Source organism: Nonomuraea sp. NPDC050478 (genome assembly GCF_044458265.1).
Taxonomy (GTDB): domain Bacteria; phylum Actinomycetota; class Actinomycetes; order Streptosporangiales; family Streptosporangiaceae; genus Nonomuraea; species Nonomuraea ferruginea.
Genome location: NZ_JBITHT010000001.1, coordinates 1,321,137 through 1,340,842, shown reverse-complemented (window position 1 = coordinate 1,340,842; position 19,706 = coordinate 1,321,137). Strand labels below are relative to the sequence as shown.

Sequence of the window (19,706 nt, the reverse complement as noted above, 5' to 3'; positions counted from 1 at the left end):
CCAGCGGAACTTTTCGAGGAGTCTTGAGGACTGGCGTCGGATGCCACGCGGTGACCGTACCATAGGCAGCGTTTTTTCCCTTCCGCTATGAAAGGCGAGGTCATGGGGGACAACGTCCTGGTGCTGCACGTTCTGGGAGCCCGGCCCAACTTCGTGAAGGCGGCCCCGGTGGTGCGCGCGCTCGGCGAACTCGGCGTGCGGCAGGGCATCATCCACACCGGCCAGCACTACGACGCGCTGATGTCGGACGTGTTCTTCGCGGACCTCGGCCTGCCCGACCCGGTGGCGAACCTGGGGGTGGGCTCCGGCAGCCACGCCAGGCAGACGGCGGCCCTGCTCGTCGGCCTGGAGGACACCTTCCAGGAGCACGACCCGGACCTGGTGGTCGTCTACGGCGACGTGAACTCGACGCTGGCCGCGATCCTCGTCTGCGCCAAGCTCGGCATCAAGACCGCGCACGTGGAGGCCGGGCTGCGCTCGTTCGACCGGTCCATGCCGGAGGAGGTCAACCGGGTCGTCACCGACTCGCTGTCCGACCTGCTCTTCGCCACCTCGCCCGACGCGCTCTCCCACCTGGCGGCCGAGGGCGTGCCCGCCTCCAAGGTGCACCTGGTGGGCAACCCGATGATCGACAGCCTGTTCTCCGCGCTGCCGTCGCTCGACCCGGCCCCGGTGGTGGAGCGGCTGGGCCTGCCGGAGCGGTACGCGGTCGCGACGCTGCACCGCCCGGCCAACGTGGACACCCGGGAGGCGGCGCGCGAGCTGGTCTCGGCGGTGCTCGACGTGGCCCGCCAGATCCCGCTCGTGGTGCCGATCCACCCGCGTGGCCGCACCCGCCTGGCCGAGGCCGGGCTGGTCGACGGCCCCTCGGTGCGCGTGGTCGACCCGCTGGGCTATGTGGACTTCCTCTCACTCGTCCGGGGCGCCGCGCTGGTCGTCACCGACTCCGGGGGCGTGCAGGAGGAGACCACCATGCTGGGCGTGCCCTGCCTGACCGTGCGGCCCAACACCGAGCGCCCGGTCACGATCACCCACGGCACGAACCGGCTGGTCACGCCCGCCCTGCTGCCCGCGGCGGCGGAGAAGGCGCTGGCCGACGGGGCGGTCACGCCCTCCGGTGAGCTGCCCCCGCTGTGGGACGGCGCCGCCGGGCCGCGCATCGCCCGGGTGATCTCCGCGTGGCTGAAGGGGGACAACCTCTCCCCCGCCGCCCAGGGGGCGCGTTCCGAGTAACCCCACTTTTCGTACGGATCTCGCCGTACTATGACATACCCCGCACCAGCGTTAGGCGATGCCCCATGGCCGAAACCCCTGAAGAGCCCACGTTCCAGCGCCTCGGACCGGTGAACTGGCTGCCCGAGGAGCGCAAGGTCGTCGAGCGCCACGAGGCGGAGATCAGGGAGCTGCGCCGCCGGCTGGAGATCGCGGAGGCCAAGGCCGCCTACGCCGCCTGGAAGCTGGAGGCCACCCAGGCCAAGCGGACCTTCAAGCTGGGCGAGGCCATCGGGTCCAGGAGCCCCGGCAAGATGCTGGAGGCCGTCAGGTCCAGGGACCGCGCGCCGAAGGCGCCGATGCCGGTCAACGAGGCCATCGAGCTCGCGAACCACAGGGCGCCCGAGGTCAAGGTGCCGGCGGTCAAGTGGCCGGCGGGGCCGGTGAACCGTCCCGACCTGAAGGTGGCGGTCATCCTGGACGACTTCTCCAGGATGGCCTTCCGCTACGAGTGGGACCAGATCGAGTTCGGGCTCAAGGACTGGCCGGAGATCTTCGCGGAGAAGCGGCCCGACCTGCTGTTCTGCGAGTCGGCCTGGCACGGCAACCAGGGCCGCTGGCGCTACCAGATGACCGGCACCAACGCGCCCAAGGAGCCGCTGCGCGACCTGGTCTCCTGGTGCAGGGCGGCGGGCATCCCGACGGTCTTCTGGAACAAGGAGGACCCGCCGAACTTCGACTTCTTCATCGACACGGCCAAGCTGTTCGACTACGTGTTCACCTGCGACGGTGACATGTTGCCGAAATATCGCGAAATTCTGGGCCACGACCGGGTGGACGTGCTCCAGTTCGCCGCCCAGCCGCGCGTGCACAACCCGGTCCAGCAGCGGGAGGGCCGGCTGCACGACGTGGTCTTCGCCGGCATGTACTTCCGCGACAAGCACCCCGAGCGCCGCGAGCAGATGGAGACCGTGCTGGACCCGGTGCGCGAGCTGGGCCTGCACATCTTCGCCCGCAACGGCGAGGTGGACGAGAAGTACGCCTGGCCGGAGAAGTACCGCCCGCACATCGTGGGCGAGCTGCCCTACGACCAGATGCTCGCCGCGTACCGGATGTACAAGGTCTTCCTGAACGTCAACTCGGTGCTCGACTCGCCGACCATGTGCGCCCGCCGCGTGTTCGAGCTGTCGGCCTGCGCCACCCCGGTGGTGTCGGGCTGGTCGCGGGCCGTCGAGGAGACGTTCGGCGACCTGATCCCGATCGCCCGCGAGCCGATCGAGTCGTACAACCAGGTGCTGCACCTGATCAACAGCCCTGAGCTGCGCGCCCGGCAGGGGCATCTGGCGATGCGCGAGGTGTTCGACAAGCACCTGTTCACCCATCGCGTGGACCAGATACTCCAGCTGCTCGGCCGCCCGGCGACGCCGCGGTCACGGTCGATCTCGGTGGTGCTGCCGACCAACCGCGCCGCCCAGATCGAGCACGCGATCTCGTCGGTGGCCAAGCAGATCCACCGGCCGGTGCAGCTGGTCATGGTGCTGCACGGCCTGGACATCGACCCGGTCGTGGTGGCCGACAAGGCTCGCATGGCGGGCATCACGGACGTGACCGTGCTCCCGGCCGACCCTGGGCTGTCGCTGGGCGCCTGCATGAACCTGGGCATCGACGCCGCCGAGGGCGAGCTGATCGCCAAGATGGACGACGACAACCTCTACGGCGAGCACTACCTGTCGGACCTGCAGCGCGCCTTCGACTACACCGAGGCGGAGCTGGTCGGCAAGGGCGCCCACTACTCGTTCTTCGAGGGCTCCAACACCACCATGCTGCGCCTGCCGGGCCTGGAGCACCGCTACTCGTTCCTGGTGCAAGGCGGGACGTTCCTCGGCAAGGCGGACATGTTCCGCACCTACCGCTTCCCCGACCTGACCCGGGGCGAGGACACCCACCTGGTCCGCCGCCTCAAGGAGGACGGGGTCAAGATCTACTCGGCGGACCGGTTCAACTTCGTCTACTGGCGCAGCGCCGACTCGGCGATGCACACCTGGCAGGCCGACCACATCAAGCTGACCAGGAACGCCCAGTTCTCCTTCGTCGGCCGTCCCGACGACCACGTGCTGATCTGACGGCGTGTTGCGGGCGCCGTGCCGTGCACCCGGCGGGGAGCCGTGCCTATGGTGGCGCGATGAGGGACGATTGCGGCCTGGTGACGATCAGCGGTCACGAGGCGTTCGACAAGACGGTCGACGACGTGTGCGCGGCGGTGACCGCGGCCGGCTACCACGTGTTCGCGCGGGTGGACCACACGGAGAACGCGGTGCGGGCCGGCAGGGAGCTGCCTCCGACCACGCTGGTGCTCTTCGGCGAGCCCACCGTCGGCACCGATCTGATCGCGGAACGCCGCACCGCGGCCATCGACCTGCCGTCCAAGATCCTCGTGTGGCAGGACGGGGACGCCGTGCGGCTGACGTACAACACCGCCGACTGGCTGGTGCGCCGCCACGGCGTTGAGCGGGAGGGCGCCGCCGCCGCGCGGACCCTGGAGGAGGCGACCGAGCAGATCTGCCGGCGGACGGCGGCCTCCGCGCGCGCGTAGGCGGCGGCTGGGTCTCCGCGGCTCAGACGGCGGCCCGCGAGAGGTTCTGGTCGGCGAGCTTGCCGAGCTCCATCAGGCCGGCTCGTTTCACCTCGCGGCCGACGACCATGAGGCTCATGACGAGGGTGCCGCGCCTGATCGTGACCGTGCCGATCTGGGCCTGCCGGTCGCCGCCCGACGCGGTGGTGAGGTAGGCGCGCGACTCGTCGCCCTGCTTCGGCATCTTCAGGTCGCGGGTGCGGTAGACCACGTCGATGCCGCGCACGTGGGCGTGGTACGCGTCGCACTCGCTGGGCAGCGGGCCGGGGAACACCCCGGCGGGCAGCGAGACCACGGCCTGGGTGATCGACCCCTTCGGCGAGGCGAACCCGACGACGGCGGCCGGGGCCTTGGCGACCTCCGGCTGGGCCACGTCGAGCAGGGCCGCGCCCGCGCACTCGGGGTGGTCCAGCTTGGCCTGGCGGACCGACTCCAGGCCCTGTCTGGTGGACCGGAGCGTGCTGTAGGTGCCGACCTCCGGGCCGTACGCGACCTGCATGCCCTTGGGCGCCGGCAGCAGCGCGGCGCGGAGCTTGGCCGCCTCGGCGGGCTTCGGGGCGGACGCGGGCGGCGGGGTGGACGCGGCGGGCGCCGCGGCCTTCTCCGAAGAGCAGCCCGCTATGACCGTCATGCTTAGAAATGCGGCGGAAAATGCCTTAAGCATGAGTTCTCCATTTCACTTCAACGGCATCGGGTAGACGCTAAAGGAAACGCGGGCCGCGCGAACTGGCAACGGCGCTATCCACCGGATTCAACGCATTCGACAAGACCGCCCAACCCACCTTCTAGCAGCGACTACGGCCCGCGATCGGCGAATCGGACGGCATTTACCCAACGGCATTCACCGTCACAAGTAGCGCAAAGACTCAGCCACCCGCAGCGCGGCGCCATTGGCCTTTTCCGACGAGTCCCGATGATCGGCCCCATGGGGGACATCGGCCGTTCGGCGGCGGGACGCGAACTGGGCATGGGGCGCGCCATCTCGCGCCGCGACTTCTTCGACGGGGTGGCCGTGACGGCGGGCGCCGCGGCCCTGGGCGCCTCGGGAGGAGCCGGAACGGCCTATGCCGCCTCGTCGGCCCCGGCGGCGCCGGCGTTCCGCGGCAACACCTCCCAGGCGCTCGGCGTGCTCCACGCGCTGCGCGACGGCCGGTTCTGGCAGCAGGCGGACCCGCCCGTGCCGACGGGGGAGGCCTACGACCTCGTGGTGGTGGGGGCCGGGCTGAGCGGGGTGAGCGCCGCCCACGAGTGGCTGCGCCGCCATCCCGGGGCGCGCGTACTGATCCTGGACAACCACGACACGATCGGCGGCCACGCCCAGCGTCCCGGCTCGGGTTCGGTGGCGGCGCCCGTGTCCTGGACGCCGGAGTTCCGCGAGCTGCTCGACCGGCTGGGCGTCGTGGCCGCCCCCTGCCAGGAGTGCGGCGCCGACGACAGCGTGATGTGCGACCGCGAGACGTTCCCCGTCGAGACGCTGGTGTCCACCGGCGCGAGCGCCGCCGGGTGGATCGGCCGCCTGCCCGTCGCCGACGCCGCCAGGCAGGACCTGATCCGCCTGCACACCGACCCGCCCGACCCGTTCCCCGGGCTCGGGCCGGAGGCCAAGCAGGAGCGCCTGGCCGACCTCACCTACTCCCGCTACCTGCTGGACTCGCTGCGGGTGCACCCGGACGCCGAGCGGTTCCACCGGACCCTGCCCAGCGCCTCCTGGGGGTACGACACGCGTGTCCTGGGCGCGGTGGACGCCTGGGGGCTCGGCTACCCGGGGTTCGGCGGGCTCGGGCTGGACGAGGGCAAGCCGTCGCGGTTCAGCGCGCCCACGATCGCCAAGGAGTGGGGAGTGACCGGCCGGGTGGCGCACCTGCCCGGCGGGGTGCACGGGCTCGTCCGGGCGATGCTGGACGCGATGGGCGGCAGGGCCAGGTTCCGGCTGTCGAGCCCCGTCGTGTCCGTGCGCAACGACGGCCCGCCCGAGACCGCGACCACCGCCACCGTCGGCTACTTCGACGGCCACGAGGTCAGGTCCGTCGGCGCCGGGGCGGTGATCCTCGCCTGCTGGCACTCCGTCGTCCCGTACCTCGTCCCCGACCTGCCGGGCGCGCAGCGCACGGCGCTCCGCGCGGCGGTGAAGACGCCGCTGGTGGAGGCCGTGGTGCGGCTGCGCAGCGCGGACGCCTGGCGGCGGCTCGGCGTCTCGCGCACCCGCTGGACCGGCGCGTACTGGTGCATGAGCGAGCTGACCCACGACTCCGGCGACGGCGTCACGGCGCGGCTGGTGGCCGCGCCCTCCCGTTCGGAGCTGGGTCCCGCCGAGGGGGCGGCCGCCGGGCGGCAGGCGCTGCTGCGCACCCCGTACGCGATGCTGGAGTTCGGGGCGCGCGACCAGCTCGCGCGGCTGCTCGGCGCCGGCGGGTTCGATCCGGGCAGGGACGTCGAGGCGGTGGCAGTCTACCGGTGGGGTCATGGCTACTCGCCCGAATACTGCCGTCCGTGGCACGGGTTCCATCCCGACGGGCCGTCGCCGGCCGAGGCGGCGCGCAGGCGGTTCGGCCGGATCGGGCTGGCCGGATCGGACGCGGCTCCCTCTGCCAGGGCGGACGCCGCCGTCACCGCCGCCCATCGGGCCGTCGGGGAGCTCTCAGGGTGAGACGGAGAGGTAATACCCTCGTGTCCTACTCGGTACCTTCCTGGGGTCCGCTTCGGTAATCGCAGAAAACATCCCTGTTCCTCCCACTGCGGCGGGTGCTTAATCGGTGCTAGTCTCCTGTGCGATCTTCCGGAGGTGTATTTACACAGAAGTTGTGGAAATGCCCTCGACTCCGAGGTTGGGACATGGGCTCGCAAAACCGGTCAATTCGGTTCAAGATCTTTATATTGCTGCTGTTACCCCTCCTGTCCTTGAGCGCGCTCTGGGGCTTCGTGCTCAACCTCACTGTGAGCGACGGATGGTCGTTGCTGCGCGGCGACTCCCTTCACCAGACGGTCGGCGTCACCTCCACTGAGCTGGGCGTCGAGCTCCAGGCCGAGCGGGAGCGCTCACTTCTCAAGCTCACGGACGGTGAGCCCAGCGCCGAGCTCGGCGAGCAGCGCGCCCGCACCGACACCGCGGTCGACGCCTTCCGCGAAGCCGTCATACGGGCCGAGGACGACCTCGCCGACGACATGCGCGCGCCGCTCAACACCGTGCAGGCCGAGCTGTCGCGGCTGCACGCCATCCGCTCGGGCATCGACGGCGGCTTCAGCACCAGGATGCTCGGACTCAACGAGTACAACCGGCTGCTCGACGCCATGTTCCGGTTCTACGACCACCTCGCCCCCGCCCCCGAGCTGACCATCTACCAGCAGGTCACCGCGCTGCAGACGATGAGCAACGCGCACGAGTTCCTGCTCAGGGAGCACGCCCTCGTCCGGGCCGCCCAGCTCGACGGCCGGCTGATCGAGCCCGAGGCGGCCGCCTTCACCGAGTACGCCTCCTCCAGGAAGTTCCTGCACGCGCGCGGCCTCGCGGGTCTCGACGTCGAGCTGCGCCAGCCGTACGAGGAGCTCTTCAAGAGCCAGACCTTCCTGACCTTCGCCACCATGGAGGCCCGGGTCATCAGGTCCGGCGCGCCGCCGCCCGACGGCGGGAGCTGGAACGACAACACCGGCAAGGTGATCACCGAGCTGGAGAGGATCAACGGCCTGGCGGCCGAGGAGCTGGGCGGCAGGGCCGCCGGCGCGGTCACCGCCACCAGGGTCCAGATCGGCGTCGCCGGCGGCGTCGGCCTGGTCGCCGTGCTGGCCTCGATCATCATCTCGGTGCGTTTCGGCCGCCGGCTCGGCGCCGAGCTGGCCGGGCTGCGCTCGGCCGCCGTCGAGCTGTCCGAGCAGCGCCTGCCCGACCTGGTCAGGCGGCTCAGCAGGGGCGAGGAGGTCGACGTCGCCCAGGCGGCCAGACCGATCCAGGTCAGCGGCTCGGCCGAGATCAGCGACGTGGCCGGCGCGTTCGGCGCGGTCCAGGCCACCGCGGTGCGCGCCGCCGTCGGCCAGGCCGCGCTGCGCCGCGGGCTCGGCCAGGTCTTCCTGAACCTGGCCCGGCGTAAGCAGGGCCTGCTGCACCGCCAGCTGTCGGTGCTCGACGGCATGCAGCGGCGCACCCACGACCCGGACCAGTTGGAGGAGCTCTTCCGGCTCGACCACCTGACCACCCGCATGCGGCGGCACGCGGAGAGCCTGATCATCCTCTCGGGCTCCGCCCCCGGACGGGCCTGGCGCAAGCCGGTGCCGGTGATCGACGTCGTCCGGGCGGCCATCGCCGAGGTGGAGGACTACACCCGGGTCGACGTGGCCGGCATGCACGGCAGCGCGGTGGACGGCTCGGCCGCGGCCGACCTCACCCACCTGATCGCCGAGCTGGTGGAGAACGCCACGATCTACTCACCGCCCGACACCACGGTCCACGTCCGCGGCGACCGGGTCAGCAACGGCTACTCGGTCGAGGTGGAGGATCGCGGGCTCGGGCTGCAGCCGGAGGAGTACGACGCCTACAACCGCGTCCTGACGGAACCTCCGGAGTTCGACCTGGCCGACAGCGACAGGCTCGGCCTGTTCGTGGTCGCCAAGCTGGCCCAGCGGCACGCCATCAAGGTGCTGCTGAGGCGATCACCGTTCGGCGGCACCACCGCCATCGTGTTCGTGCCGGACAGGCTCGTCACCGACCAGCAGGAACTGCCCCCCGCCAAGAACGACGGGCTGCCCTCGCTGCCGGGCCGGACCAGGAAGAAGGCCCTGGCGGTGGTCAGCGGCACGCACGCGGGCTTGCCAAGGCGGGTCCGGCAGGCCACATTGTCATCCCGGCTCAAGGACGGCCAGCCGCCCGAGCCGGAGCCCGAGCGGAAGAACGAACGCTCTCCCGACGAGGTACGCGACCTGTTCTCCGCGTTCCAGCGGGGAACCCAGCGCGCCCGAGAAGAAGCTGATGAGGAGGGGGAGGCATGAGTGTGCCGACGACCAACACCGGTGAGCTGAACTGGCTCCTTGACGACCTGACGACCAGGGTGGGCGCGGTCAGGCAAGCGGTCATCCTGTCGACCGACGGCCTGGCCGTCGGTTATTCCAAGGGTCTGACCCGCGAGGACGCCGAGCATCTGTCCGCCGTGGCCGCCGGTTTCCAGAGCCTGGCCCGGGGCACCGGCCGCCATTTCGGCGGCGGTGACGTACGCCAGACCATCGTGGAGATGGAGTCCGCGTTCCTGTTCGTGACGGCGGCGGGCCAGGGCACGTGCCTCGCGGTGCTCGCCGACGCCAACGTCGACGTGGGCCACATCGCCTACGAGATGGCGATGCTGGTCAAGCGGGTGGGCCAGCACATCACGACCAACCCGCGAGCCATGCCATGAGCGATACCCCGCAGTGGTTGGACGAGGACGCGGGGCCGATCGTGCGGCCCTACGCCCTCATCCGAGGTCGTACGAGGTCGTCGGGGGACAATCTCGACCTCGTCGCGACCGTCCGCGCCGTGGGGGAAGCTCCGGGCAGCCTCTCCCCCGAGCAGTCGCTCATTCTCCGGGCGGCTCGCAACCCGATCTCGGTGGCCGACGTGGCCGTCGAGCTCGATCTGCCTGTCGGCGTCGTCCGGGTGCTGCTGGGCGACCTGCGTGACCAAGGCCTCATCTCGGTGTCGGCCCCCTCAGCGGCGGGATCGCGCCCGAGTGAGGGCATTCTCAAGGAAGTGATCAATGGACTCCGTGCTCTCTGAGGACCCCGTCGCGCTCAAGATCCTCATTGCCGGGGGCTTCGGCGTGGGGAAGACCACCCTGGTGGGGTCGATCAGTGAGATCAGGCCGCTGCGCACGGAAGAGGTGCTGTCCGACCGCGGGGTCGGCGTCGACGACCTCGACGGCGTCGAGGCCAAGACCACCACGACCGTGGCGATGGACTTCGGCCGCATCACGATCCGCGAGGGCCTGGTCGTCTACCTGTTCGGCACCCCCGGCCAGGAGCGGTTCTGGTTCATGTGGGACGAGCTGTCCTACGGCGCGCTGGGCGCGGTCGTGATCGCCGACACCCGGCGGCTGACCGACTGCTTCCCCTCCGTCGACTACTTCGAGCAGCGCGGCACGCCGTTCGTGGTGGCCGTCAACTGCTTCGACGACGCCGAGCAGCACAGCGTGGAGGACGTGCGCATCGCGCTCGACCTGGACCCGGACGTCCCCGTGATGCTGTGCGACGTGCGGCGGCGCAACTCGGCCAAGGAAGTCATGATCACCCTTGTCGAGCACTCGCTGCGCACGCTGACCACGACAGGTTAGAGCGCGCGCAGCCCGTTGATCACTTCACGCAGGAGGCTCTCCGTAGGCGTCGCGGCCTTCGACCGCGGCGCCTTCACCACGACCAGGCCGTAGTCGATCAGGTCGCCGATCAGCACCCTGACCACCGCCACCGGCAGGTCGAGCTCCCCCGCGATCTCGGCGACCGGCCTGGCGTGCTGGACCACGCAGTTCAGCAGCCGCCGGTGCTGGGCCCCCAGCTCCGCGTTCGCCGGAGCGGGCTGCCCGGTGAGCGACACGGTGGCCAGCATGTCGAGCACGGTGGACAGCGCCTTGGCCGCGGGCCTGGTGCGTCCGCGGGTCACCGCGTACGGGCGCACGACAGGCCCGGCCTCCTCGTCGACCCACTCACGCTCGCGACTCACGATGGCGTCCCCCCGTCCTGGTCACTGTCCTGACGTCCGCGCTGCCAGCCCGACTGGAGAGACGAGAGCAGGGCCCTGGTCTCCTCGGGCGAGCGCTCCTGCGCCGGCTCCCGCGGCTCCTCCGCGACCGGCGCGCTCTGCTGCTTGAGCCGCTCCGGCAGGTTGGCCTGGCGGACCCGGCGGGGCAGCCCTGATCCCCCCGACGACTCGGCGTTGCGCTTGGCGGTACGGACCCGGCGCGGCAGCTCGCTCGGCCCCGGGCCCGCGGGAGGCCGGTTGTCCTGCGGAGCGCTCTGCGTCTCCGTGCCCTCCCTGCCCTCCCTGCCCTCTCTGCTCTCCCTGCCGACCACCGACACCGTGACGGACTCCAGCTCGGGCGGCTCCGGCGTCCGGATCGACGGCATCTGCTGGACCAGCTGCACGGGCACCAGCACGATCGCCGTGGTCCCCCCGTACGGCGAGGGCTTGAGCGTGACGCTCACCCCGTGCCTGGCCGCCAGCATGCCGACCACCGCGAAGCCGAGCTGCTCGGTCCGCGCAGGGTCGAACTCGGGCGGGCTGGCCAGCCGCCGGTTGACGGCCTCCCTGGCCTCGTCCGTCATGCCCAGCCCGCGGTCCTCGACCTCGACCGCGAAGCCCTTGCCGACCAGCTCGCCGCGGACCGACACCTCGCTGCCTGGCGCGGAGAAGGTGGCCGCGTTCTCGATCAGCTCGGCGAACAGGTGCATGAGGTCGGCCACCGCCTCACCCGGGATGCCGCACTCCGGCATCGGGTAGACGCGCACCCGGGTGTACTCCTCGACCTGGCCCGCGGCCCCGTTCAGCATGTCCTCGACGCCGATGACGCCGCGCCAGCGCCGGCCGGCCGCGCCGCCGGACAGCAGCACCAGGCCCTCGGCGTGCCGGCGCATGCGGGTCGTCAGGTGGTCGAGCTTGAACAGGCTCTCCAGCGCCTCCGGCTCCTCGGTCTGCCGCTGCATCTCGTCCAGCAGCTTGAGCTGGCGCTGGACCAGCGACTGGCTGCGCCTGGCCAGGTTGCGCAGCGCCTCGGCCACGCCCTCGCGCAGCCTGGCCTGCTCCAGCGCGGCGTCGACCGCGGTGTGCCGGACGCTGTCGAACGAGGCCGCCAGGTCGGTCACCTCGCTGGTGGCGCCCGCCTCCACCTCGATCGGCGGAACCTCGGCGGCCTGGTCCACCGGCTCGCCGCGGCGCAGCTTGGCGACCACGCCGGGCAGGCGCACCTCGGCCAGCTCCTGCGCGGAGCCGCGCAGCGCCGCCAGCTCGCGCGAGAGCCGCCGGCCGACCCGTACGGAGACGACGACGGAGAAGACGACCGCGATGAGCCCGAGCGCGCCCGCGACGGCGGCGCGCACGATGATGACCATGCCGGCGGGCTCCATCCGGGCCAGCAGGATGTCACCGGCCGTGTAGAGGCCCTGGGTGTACTCCTCCAGCACCGGCTCGACCTGACCCCGCCACACCTGCAGGTCCACCGGCTGGCCGGAGACGTACGAGTGCAGCAGCCGCTCCACGGAGCCGTAGTTCCCGGTGGCGGCCATCCTCTCCAGCGGGGCCCGCATCTCGGGGTCCAGGTTGGCCATGACCTTGGGGAAGAGGTACGTGCGCGCGCCGTCGATGCCGGCCAGCAGGTGGATCTCGGCCATCGTCCACCCGTCGCCGCCGGGGACGGCGTTGCCCGCGACGATCAGGGCGTGCTCGCGGCTGAGGAGCTCGCGCACCTGCGCGGCCATGATCAGGGCCTGCGACTGCCGGGACAGCTCGACGTCGGTGCTGACGGTGAAGGCCGCGTACAGGCGGTCGATGGCGTCCGGGATGGTGGCGTACTCGGTGATCAGGGCGTGCGGGGTCAGCGTCCGGCTGTCGACCTTGCTCCTGATCTCCGTCAGCCGGTCGACGGCCTTGAAGACGTCGGCGAGCTGCGTCTTCATGTCGTCGTCGAGCGCCGCCTGGGTGTCCTCGGACAGCGCGCCGTCGGTCAGGTTCTTCCTGACCCGGTCCACCGTGGCACGGGCGTCGGCCAGCTTCTTGGCGTTGACGGGAGCGCCGGACAGCAGCTCGGCGGAGGCCAGGCGCTCGGCCTGGAGGTTGACCACGAGGAAGTCGGCGTGATCGATGATCCCGGTCCAGAAGGTCTCGACCTTGAGGAGGTTCAGCGCCTCCCTCGACGTCGTGCTCGCGGCGAATCCCCAGAGCGCGACCAGGGAGACCAGCGGGATGACGAGCAGCGTCGAGATCTTGAATCGGATGGATCTGCCCGATGCCATGACACCTGCTCCCGGTTAGAAGATCGCGGGAGAGAATAGCACTCATCGAGGCCGAGATAAGATCAACTAGCGATAAATCTGTGATATGTCGTGATTTTGACTGTGGTACTGACCCAGACCACGCGCACCAACCATGCTGCCAGCACGGCCAGCAACGCCACCTCCGCGCCCAGCAGCGCCCGCTCCACCAACCCGATCATGACCCGCTCCCCGGGCAGCGCCACGTACGTGATCGCCAGCACCCCGAGCCCGCCCGCCAGGGCCAGCCACTCGACGACCCTGGCCACCGGCCGCCACACGGGGTCGCGGGCCAGCCTGGGCACCAGCAGCGCCCCCGCCGCCGGCAGGCTGACGAACGCCGCGATCGACACGTACTGGTGAACCTGCGCGGCGAACGTCGGGTCGGCGCCGAACGGTGTGGTCGGGACGGCCGCCGCCACCAGCAGCGCGCCCGACCACACCAGGAGCAGCCTCTCCGGCATCCCCCTCACCGGAGCCCCCACAGACCGCAACCCCGCCAGCAGCGCCAGCGAGCCCAGGGCCACCACCGCCATCGCGACCTCCGTAACGCCCCCGCGGTCGGCCACGGCGTACTCGCTCACGGTCACGTGCAGCGGGTTCAGATCGGAGTCGAGTTGCGCGAACCCGATCCCGGCCACGCCGGACACGATCGCGGCGAGCGCGACGAGCGGGTAGGCCCGGGAACCGGCGGGGAGTCCGCCCGCCGGCCGCCCCGCCACGCCCCCGCGCGGCCGGGACCCCTCCACGTCGGCATCGGCCTCGGTGGCGGGCAGTTCCTCGGTGACTCCGGTCATGGCAGAGAGTCTTCCGGGAGGACGGCGCCGCGACATCCGGCGTCGTCCCTTACCTCACCCTGACCGATCCCTGAGTTGCCGGGCCGCGCTGTCGAGGAGCATGTCCAGGGCCGCCGGGTAGCCGCTGTCGTTCATCCTGGCCACCAGGAGGGGCGCCGTGGCGGCGATGTGGGGGTGGGTCTCGGCCGGGAGGCGGGCGTAGGTCTCGCGCCAGACCTCCTGGTCGGCCTGCCGTGCCGCCTCGGGCAGCGCCAGGGAGGCGGCGTCGAGCACGGCGAAGGCCAGGCTCTGGTCGATGAAGGCGTGGTAGACCCGCACGGCGTCGGGGTCGGGGAAGCCCTCGGTGCGCAGGATGCCGAGGATCGTCTCGTCCACCGCCACCTCGTGCGGGCGGCCCGCCACCCGGCTCGCGGTGAGCACGGCCGCCTGCGGGTGCGACAGGTAGGCCCGGTAGATGCTCAGCCCCAGCGCCCGCAGGTCGGCCCGCCAGTCGCCGGTCGCGCGCCAGCTCTCCAGCGCCGCGGCGAACAGCGCGTCGGCGATGGCCAGGGTCAGGTCGTCCATGCCCCGGAAGTAGCGGTAGATCGTGCTGGCGTCGGCGCCCAGCGCCAGCCCCAGCCGCCTGGCCGTCAGGCCCGCCGCGCCGTGCTCCTTGAGCATGCGCAGGGCGGTGGCGATGATCAGCTCGTGGCTGAGCACCCGGCCCTGCCGGGTGGGCCGGCGCCGCCGTCGTGCCGCCTCGGGCACTACGCGCTTCGGCATACCTCTCCTTATGCCAACACCATTGACGTTGATGAGCGTACTCGTCTTTCCTTGAAGGGCACCCCCCGCAACCAGGAGAGATCATGCGTATTCTTCTTGTGGGCGCCGGCGGTGTGGGCACCGCCATCACCCGCATCGCCACCCGCCGCGAGTTCTTCGACCATATGGTGGTCGCCGACTACGACATTTCCCGGGCTCAGGCGGCCGTCGCCGCGCTCGGCCCCGGCGAGACCCGCTTCACCGCGGCCGCGGTCGACGCCTCCGACACCTCGGCGGTCGTCGGCCTGCTTCTCGGCCACCGGTGCGACGTCCTGCTCAACGCCACCGACCCCCGCTTCGTGATGCCGCTGTTCGAGGCGGCGCTCGCGGGCGGGGCGCACTATCTCGACATGGCGATGTCCATGTCCAGGCCGCACCCCGAGCACCCGTACGAGCAGGTCGGGGTGAAGCTCGGCGACGAGCAGTTCGCCCGCGACGGCGACTGGCGGCGGGCCGGCCGGCTGGCGCTGGTCGGCATGGGCGTCGAGCCGGGGCTGTCCGACGTGTTCGCCCGCTACGCCGCCGACGAGCTGTTCGACGAGATCGAGGAGATCGGCGTACGCGACGGCGGCAACCTCACCGTCGACGGCTACGAGTTCGCCCCGTCGTTCTCCATCTGGACCACGATCGAGGAGTGCCTCAACCCGCCGCTCGTCTACGAGCGCGACCGGGGGTGGTTCACCACCGAGCCGTTCAGCGAGCCGGAGGTGTTCGACTTCCCCGAGGGCATCGGCCCGATCGAGTGCGTGAACGTCGAGCACGAGGAGGTGCTGCTGGTCCCCCGCTGGGTGGACGCCGGGCGGGTCACCTTCAAGTACGGGCTCGGCGAGGACTTCATCTCCAGGCTCAAGACCCTGCACGAGCTGGGCCTGGACGGCACCCGGCCGGTCACCGTGCGGACCGACCGCGGCCCCGCCCGGGTCTCGCCGCGCGACGTGGTGGCCGCCGTGCTGCCCGACCCGGCCGAGCTGGGCGACCGCATGCACGGCAAGACCTGCGCCGGCACCTGGGTGAAGGGCGTCAAGGACGGCCGGCCGCGCGAGGTGTACCTCTACCACGTGGTCGACAATCAGTGGTCGATGCGCGAGTACGGCTCGCAGGCCGTGGTCTGGCAGACCGCCGTCAACCCGGTCGCCGCGCTGGAACTGGTCGCCGGCGGCACGTGGCGGGGCGAGGGCGTGCTCGGCCCCGAGGCGTTCCCGCCGCGCCCGTTCCTGGACCTGCTGGAGGAGTACGGGTCGCCGTGGGGCCTGCGCGAGCAGGAGCCCGCCGGAGTGGGGTCAGAGGCCTGACGGGTCGCGGCCCACGCTGATCTCCTCGGCGATGCGCCGGATGTCGGCGCCGGTGAAGCCGGGGGCCTGGGGCAACTGCCGCAACAGCGCGTCGATCACCACGGGCACCGGCTGGCCGGCGAACCGGCCCGCGATGCCGTGAACCGTGCGGAACAGCGCCTCTTCGTCGTGCATCCCCGTCTCCTCATACGACTACCCGGGACACGGTACGACGGGGCGCCGACAGTTTCCGGCTATCGCTTCAGCGTGTCCCGTACCGTGGCGCAGATCTCATGCAGGCTGCCGGCCTGCTCGGGCGTGAGCACGTCGAACAGGACGCGGCGCACCTCCTCGACGTGACCGGGCGCGGCGGACTCCAGCGCCGCGAAGCCCGCGTCGGTGAGCACGGCGACGTTGCCGCGCCGGTCCTCGGGGCAGCGGTCGCGGCGGACCCAGCCGCGCTCCTCCAGCCGGGCCACCGCGTGCGAGAGCCGGCTCTGCGAGCTCTGCGCCTTCGCGGCCAGCTCGCTCATCCGCAGCGCGCGCCCCGGCGCCTCCGACAGCGCCACCAGGATCATGTAGTACGCGTGCGGCATCCCGGCGTCGCGCTGCAACTGCCGGTCGAGCGCCTCATGCACGAGCTGGGTCGCCGCCATGAAGCTCCGCCAGGTGCGCTGCTCTTCGTCGTCCAGCCATCGGGTCACATCTGACAATTTACTTGAACTCTCATATACTTGGGAACGAATCCGGCCAAAGGAGATCATCATGCCCGTCCAGCGGCTCAATCATGCGGTCCTCTACGTTCGGGACGTCGAGCGCAGCGTCGCCTTCTACCGCGAGGCCCTCGGCTTCGAGCCGGTCATGGAGATGCCCGGCGCCGCGTTCCTCCAGGCGGCCGGCTCGTCCAACGACCACGACCTGGGGCTGTTCCAGATCGGCGCGCAGGCCGGGCCGTCGCCCGCCGGGCGCACCGCCGTCGGGCTCTACCACCTGGCGTGGGAGGTCGACACGCTCGACGAGCTGGAGCGCGTCGCCGCCAAGCTGAGCGAGCTCGGCGCGCTGGTGGGCGCCTCCGACCACGCCACCACCAAGGCGCTCTACGCGCACGACCCTGACGGGCTGGAGTTCGAGGTGTCCTGGCTGGTGCCGGCCGACATGATCGACGACGAGCTGCTCTCCGCCAGGACCCGCGTCCTGCCGCTCGACCTGGCCGCCGCCAAGGAACGGTTCGGCGCACACACGCGCGGCGGCGTCGGAGTGTCGATCCCGGTCTGACGTGATCGGGCGGGTACGGGTTACCGTGGTGTTAATCCGATTCCCCTCCTGGAGAACGTCATGCCGAGGGATCCAGACCACGTGCTCGACGCCATCGACGGCGTCGTCGACGAGTGGGAGACGCTGAGCGCCGACGCCATGCGCTGGGCGCCGCCCGAGGACAAGAGCGACGACCTGCTGCGCGAGGTGAGCGAGATCTTCGGGCCGCTGGCCAACGCGCTCACCCAGGCGTTCCGCCCGCTGGGCGACGCGGTGAACCGCGTCCTGGACGACCTGCTCCCCGACGACGAGGGGCCCGCCTACGACCAGGACGACGACGAACGCTAGCCCGTCCGGCGCCGGCGGGTCCGGCGCGGGTAGGCCTTGGCGGTCTCGGCCAGTCTCGCGGCGTGCTCGGCCTGCTTGCGCCAGTGGCCGTAGGCGTCGCCGCGCTGAGCCAGCCGGTCGAGCTCACGCACCGTGGCCAGGGGGATGAACGCGGGCTCGGCGTCGCGCCACGGAGTGCCCGGCAGCGGCATGAAGGTGTGGGTGTGGATGCGCGCCCCCAGGTCGGCCAGATCGGCGGCCAGCCTGAGCGAGGCCTCCTGGTCGTCCTCCTGCTCGCCCGGCATGCCGAAGATGAAGTCGACGTTCGGCCGGAAGCCGTGCTCCACCGCGATCCGCACCGCGTCGCGTACGGGTGAGGTGTCGTGGCCGCGCCCCGAGGCCGCGAGCACGCGGTCGGAGCCCGACTGAGCGCCGATGATCAGGTTGTCGTTGGCGACGTAGCGCTTGAGCAGCCGCATGGCCTCGGGCGTCACGTGCTCGGGCCGCACCTCGGAGGGGAAGCTGCCGAAGAACACCCGGCCGTGCGGCGGCAGCTCCTCCTTGACCCCGGCCAGCAGCTCCTCCACGGCGTCCAGGTCGGGGCCCGGCCCCGGCGACCCGTACGAGAGCGAGGTCGGCGTGATGAACCGGACGTCGCGCAGCCCGTGCCCGGCCATCTCCCGCACGTGTTCGCGCACGCTCGCCACCGATCGGTGGCGGAACTGGCCGCCGAACATGAAGGGCGTCTGGCAGAAGCGACAGGTGTAACGGCACCCTCTGGTGATCTCGATCGGCCCGAACCGCCCGCGCCGGGCCGGGAAGGACGGGAACGCGTCCAGCGGGAGCTGCGGCGCCGGGCGGGTGCGCAGCGCGACCCCGTCGGCGTCCCTGAGCGCGAGCCCGGGGACGCCCGTGAGCGGGTCGCCGCCGCGCAACGCCTCGACGAGCGCGACGATCGTCGACTCGCCCTCGCCGACGCCGGCCAGGTCCCATCCGGCGTCGATGACCTGCTGCGGCTCGGCGGTGGCGTGCACGCCGCCCGCGATGTGCAGGACGCCGTCCCGATCTGCCAGCGCCCGCACCGCCGCCAACTCGGCGGCCATCGCGTCGGCGTCGGGCGAGTAGAACGACCACAGGACCAGCACCCGGTCGGCCCGGCTGGCGGCGATCTGCGCCGCCGTCTCCTCGACGGTGGTGCCGAGGCGCAGCCCGTGCTCGACCCCCGCGGTCTCCAGCGCGGCGAGCAGGGCGTGCACGCCGTAGGTCACGGCCTTGCGATATCGGACCACCACGTCAACAGCGAGCGCCACGCCGTGCAGCGTAGCCGACGACCACCCGGATGTGCGGCGCGCGCCGTTCACCCGGGATCGTCGTGGGGTCCTTACCGACGGCCGGATGCGCGACGCGCCCGGTCAACGGCCCTTATCGGGCGAACCGCTCGACCGCCGCCTTCAGGGCGTCGCGCATGCCCGGCTGACCGCCGCTGTGGCCCGCCTCCTCGACGATCACCAGCTCGCAGCCCGGCCACGCTCTCGACAGCTCCCACGCCGTCCGCAGCGGGCTGCTCAGGTCGATCCGGCCGTGTACCAGGACGCCGGGCACGTCGCCCAGCTTCTCCACCCCGGCCAGGATCTCGCCGTCCTCCAGCCAGGCGTGGTTGCTCCAGTAGTGGGTGACCAGCCGCGCGAACCGCATCCGGAACCGGGGGTCGGCGTAGCGCGGGTCGGGCTCCTGGTCGGCGCGCACCCGTACGTGGGAGTCCTCCCAGTCGCACCAGTCGCGGGCCGCCTTCTCCCGGACGGCCGGGTCGGGGTCGGCGAGCAGCCGGGCGTAGGCGTCGACGAGCCGCCCGCCACCCGGGGCGCCGTCGCGGAACCGCTCCCATTCCCGGGGGAAGTAGTGGCCGACGCCCTCGGTGATCCACTCCACCTCCCACCGGGTGGTGGTGGCGACGCCGGACATGACGATCTCGCTGACCCTGTCGGGGTGGCGGATCGCGTAGGCCAGGCCGAGCGTGGTCCCCCACGAGCCGCCGAACAGCATCCACCGGTCGATGCCCAGGTGCTCGCGGAGCAGCTCCATGTCGGCGATCAGATGGTGGGTGGTGTTCACGGACAGGTCCGTGTCATGGTCGGCCGCGTCAGGCGTGCTCCTTCCGCAGCCGCGCTGGTCGAACAGCACGACCCGGTACTTCTCCAGGTCGAAGAACCGCAGCCAGCCGGGACTCGCCCCCGACCCGGGTCCGCCATGGACCACCACGGCGGGTTTCCCACCGGGCGCGCCGTGGACCTCCCAATGCACGTGGTTGCCGTCACCCACGTCAAGCATGCCGCTCTCATTGATCATGACCCCATCCTCACCCCTTCTGAACGGAAACCGCCTCACACGCAGGGTCCAGGGGCGAACAGTCCGCTCCCTGCTCGACGGGAACGGCCT

20 protein-coding genes are annotated in these 19,706 nt (G+C 71.4%); 11 read left to right on the top strand and 9 right to left on the bottom strand.

Going from position 1 to position 19,706, the window contains the following annotated elements; translation table 11 throughout:
• The first annotated feature begins 87 nt into the window (after positions 1–87).
• The 3 genes from wecB (at position 88) to ACIBF7_RS06440 (ending at position 3,805) form a co-directional block, all read left to right on the top strand.
• The gene (gene wecB / locus ACIBF7_RS06450) at positions 88–1,233 is read left to right on the top strand and encodes a non-hydrolyzing UDP-N-acetylglucosamine 2-epimerase (protein ID WP_397196586.1); all 1,146 of its coding nucleotides are present in this window, start codon (positions 88–90) and stop codon (positions 1,231–1,233) included.
• A 65-nt stretch (positions 1,234–1,298) separates the two neighbouring features.
• The gene (locus tag ACIBF7_RS06445; protein ID WP_271278359.1) at positions 1,299–3,335 is read left to right on the top strand and encodes a glycosyltransferase; all 2,037 of its coding nucleotides are present in this window, start codon (positions 1,299–1,301) and stop codon (positions 3,333–3,335) included.
• A 59-nt stretch (positions 3,336–3,394) separates the two neighbouring features.
• Entirely contained in the window at positions 3,395–3,805 is a 411-nt protein-coding gene (locus ACIBF7_RS06440) for a DUF302 domain-containing protein (RefSeq protein ID WP_271278360.1), read from the top strand.
• A 22-nt stretch (positions 3,806–3,827) separates the two neighbouring features.
• Here the strand turns inward: ACIBF7_RS06440 and ACIBF7_RS06435 are convergent, their stop codons facing one another.
• Complete coding sequence (locus ACIBF7_RS06435) at positions 3,828–4,475, bottom strand: hypothetical protein (protein WP_219545478.1); 648 nt, start codon at positions 4,473–4,475, stop codon at positions 3,828–3,830.
• A gap of 294 nt (positions 4,476–4,769) precedes the next feature.
• Between ACIBF7_RS06435 and ACIBF7_RS06430 the strand changes: the two genes are divergently transcribed.
• The 5 genes from ACIBF7_RS06430 to ACIBF7_RS06410 all read left to right on the top strand — a co-directional run bounded on the left by ACIBF7_RS06430 (position 4,770) and on the right by ACIBF7_RS06410 (position 10,134).
• A complete protein-coding gene (locus ACIBF7_RS06430) occupies positions 4,770–6,491 on the top strand; it encodes an NAD(P)-binding protein (protein ID WP_397196585.1) in 1,722 nt (573 codons plus the stop codon).
• Between the two features lie 227 nt (positions 6,492–6,718).
• The gene (locus tag ACIBF7_RS06425) at positions 6,719–8,821 is read left to right on the top strand and encodes a nitrate- and nitrite sensing domain-containing protein (protein ID WP_271276685.1); all 2,103 of its coding nucleotides are present in this window, start codon (positions 6,719–6,721) and stop codon (positions 8,819–8,821) included.
• Positions 8,818–9,222 carry a roadblock/LC7 domain-containing protein gene (locus tag ACIBF7_RS06420; RefSeq protein ID WP_148036208.1) on the top strand — a complete coding sequence of 135 codons (405 nt, stop codon included), beginning with the start codon at positions 8,818–8,820 and terminating at the stop codon, positions 9,220–9,222. Before ACIBF7_RS06425 ends, ACIBF7_RS06420 begins: the two co-directional genes overlap by 4 nt.
• A complete protein-coding gene (locus ACIBF7_RS06415) occupies positions 9,219–9,581 on the top strand; it encodes a DUF742 domain-containing protein (protein WP_148036207.1) in 363 nt (120 codons plus the stop codon). Before ACIBF7_RS06420 ends, ACIBF7_RS06415 begins: the two co-directional genes overlap by 4 nt.
• Complete coding sequence (locus ACIBF7_RS06410) at positions 9,562–10,134, top strand: ATP/GTP-binding protein (protein WP_148036206.1); 573 nt, start codon at positions 9,562–9,564, stop codon at positions 10,132–10,134. Before ACIBF7_RS06415 ends, ACIBF7_RS06410 begins: the two co-directional genes overlap by 20 nt.
• On the opposite strand, the gene ACIBF7_RS06405 is transcribed toward ACIBF7_RS06410, so the two are convergent.
• The 4 genes from ACIBF7_RS06405 to ACIBF7_RS06390 form a co-directional block, all read right to left on the bottom strand.
• Positions 10,131–10,517, bottom strand: a complete 387-nt coding sequence (locus ACIBF7_RS06405; protein ID WP_148036205.1) for a DUF742 domain-containing protein — start codon at positions 10,515–10,517, stop codon at positions 10,131–10,133. The two genes, ACIBF7_RS06410 and ACIBF7_RS06405, sit on opposite strands and share 4 nt — an antisense overlap.
• Positions 10,514–12,802, bottom strand: coding sequence for a nitrate- and nitrite sensing domain-containing protein (locus ACIBF7_RS06400; RefSeq protein ID WP_364231834.1), 2,289 nt, complete (start codon positions 12,800–12,802; stop codon positions 10,514–10,516). The genes ACIBF7_RS06405 and ACIBF7_RS06400 overlap by 4 nt, the downstream gene beginning before the upstream one ends.
• A 62-nt stretch (positions 12,803–12,864) precedes the next feature.
• Positions 12,865–13,617, bottom strand: coding sequence for a DUF998 domain-containing protein (locus tag ACIBF7_RS06395; protein ID WP_397196584.1), 753 nt, complete (start codon positions 13,615–13,617; stop codon positions 12,865–12,867).
• Positions 13,618–13,671: 54 nt separating this feature from the next.
• The gene (locus ACIBF7_RS06390; protein WP_148036202.1) at positions 13,672–14,379 is read right to left on the bottom strand and encodes a TetR/AcrR family transcriptional regulator; all 708 of its coding nucleotides are present in this window, start codon (positions 14,377–14,379) and stop codon (positions 13,672–13,674) included.
• An 83-nt stretch (positions 14,380–14,462) separates the two neighbouring features.
• Between ACIBF7_RS06390 and ACIBF7_RS06385 the strand changes: the two genes are divergently transcribed.
• The gene (locus ACIBF7_RS06385) at positions 14,463–15,710 is read left to right on the top strand and encodes a saccharopine dehydrogenase C-terminal domain-containing protein (protein ID WP_364231840.1); all 1,248 of its coding nucleotides are present in this window, start codon (positions 14,463–14,465) and stop codon (positions 15,708–15,710) included.
• Here ACIBF7_RS06385 and ACIBF7_RS06380 read toward each other — a convergent pair.
• Together ACIBF7_RS06380 and ACIBF7_RS06375 are read right to left on the bottom strand one after the other, a co-directional pair.
• The gene (locus ACIBF7_RS06380) at positions 15,699–15,884 is read right to left on the bottom strand and encodes a hypothetical protein (RefSeq protein ID WP_148036200.1); all 186 of its coding nucleotides are present in this window, start codon (positions 15,882–15,884) and stop codon (positions 15,699–15,701) included. The genes ACIBF7_RS06385 and ACIBF7_RS06380 overlap by 12 nt on opposite strands.
• 59 nt (positions 15,885–15,943) lie before the next feature.
• The gene (locus ACIBF7_RS06375) at positions 15,944–16,393 is read right to left on the bottom strand and encodes a MarR family winged helix-turn-helix transcriptional regulator (protein ID WP_271276680.1); all 450 of its coding nucleotides are present in this window, start codon (positions 16,391–16,393) and stop codon (positions 15,944–15,946) included.
• A gap of 61 nt (positions 16,394–16,454) precedes the next feature.
• On the opposite strand from ACIBF7_RS06375, the gene ACIBF7_RS06370 reads away from it, so the two are divergent.
• Complete coding sequence (locus tag ACIBF7_RS06370) at positions 16,455–16,964, top strand: VOC family protein (protein ID WP_271276679.1); 510 nt, start codon at positions 16,455–16,457, stop codon at positions 16,962–16,964.
• Between the two features lie 60 nt (positions 16,965–17,024).
• Complete coding sequence (locus ACIBF7_RS06365; RefSeq protein WP_148036198.1) at positions 17,025–17,291, top strand: hypothetical protein; 267 nt, start codon at positions 17,025–17,027, stop codon at positions 17,289–17,291.
• On the opposite strand, the gene ACIBF7_RS06360 is transcribed toward ACIBF7_RS06365, so the two are convergent.
• Together ACIBF7_RS06360 and pip are read right to left on the bottom strand one after the other, a co-directional pair.
• On the bottom strand, positions 17,288–18,580 hold the full coding sequence (locus ACIBF7_RS06360; RefSeq protein ID WP_271276678.1) for a TIGR04013 family B12-binding domain/radical SAM domain-containing protein: 1,293 nt from the start codon (positions 18,578–18,580) through the stop codon (positions 17,288–17,290). The genes ACIBF7_RS06365 and ACIBF7_RS06360 overlap by 4 nt on opposite strands.
• Positions 18,581–18,692: 112 nt before the next feature.
• Positions 18,693–19,616, bottom strand: coding sequence for a prolyl aminopeptidase (pip, locus tag ACIBF7_RS06355; RefSeq protein ID WP_397196583.1), 924 nt, complete (start codon positions 19,614–19,616; stop codon positions 18,693–18,695).
• Between the last annotated feature and the right edge of the window lie 90 nt (positions 19,617–19,706).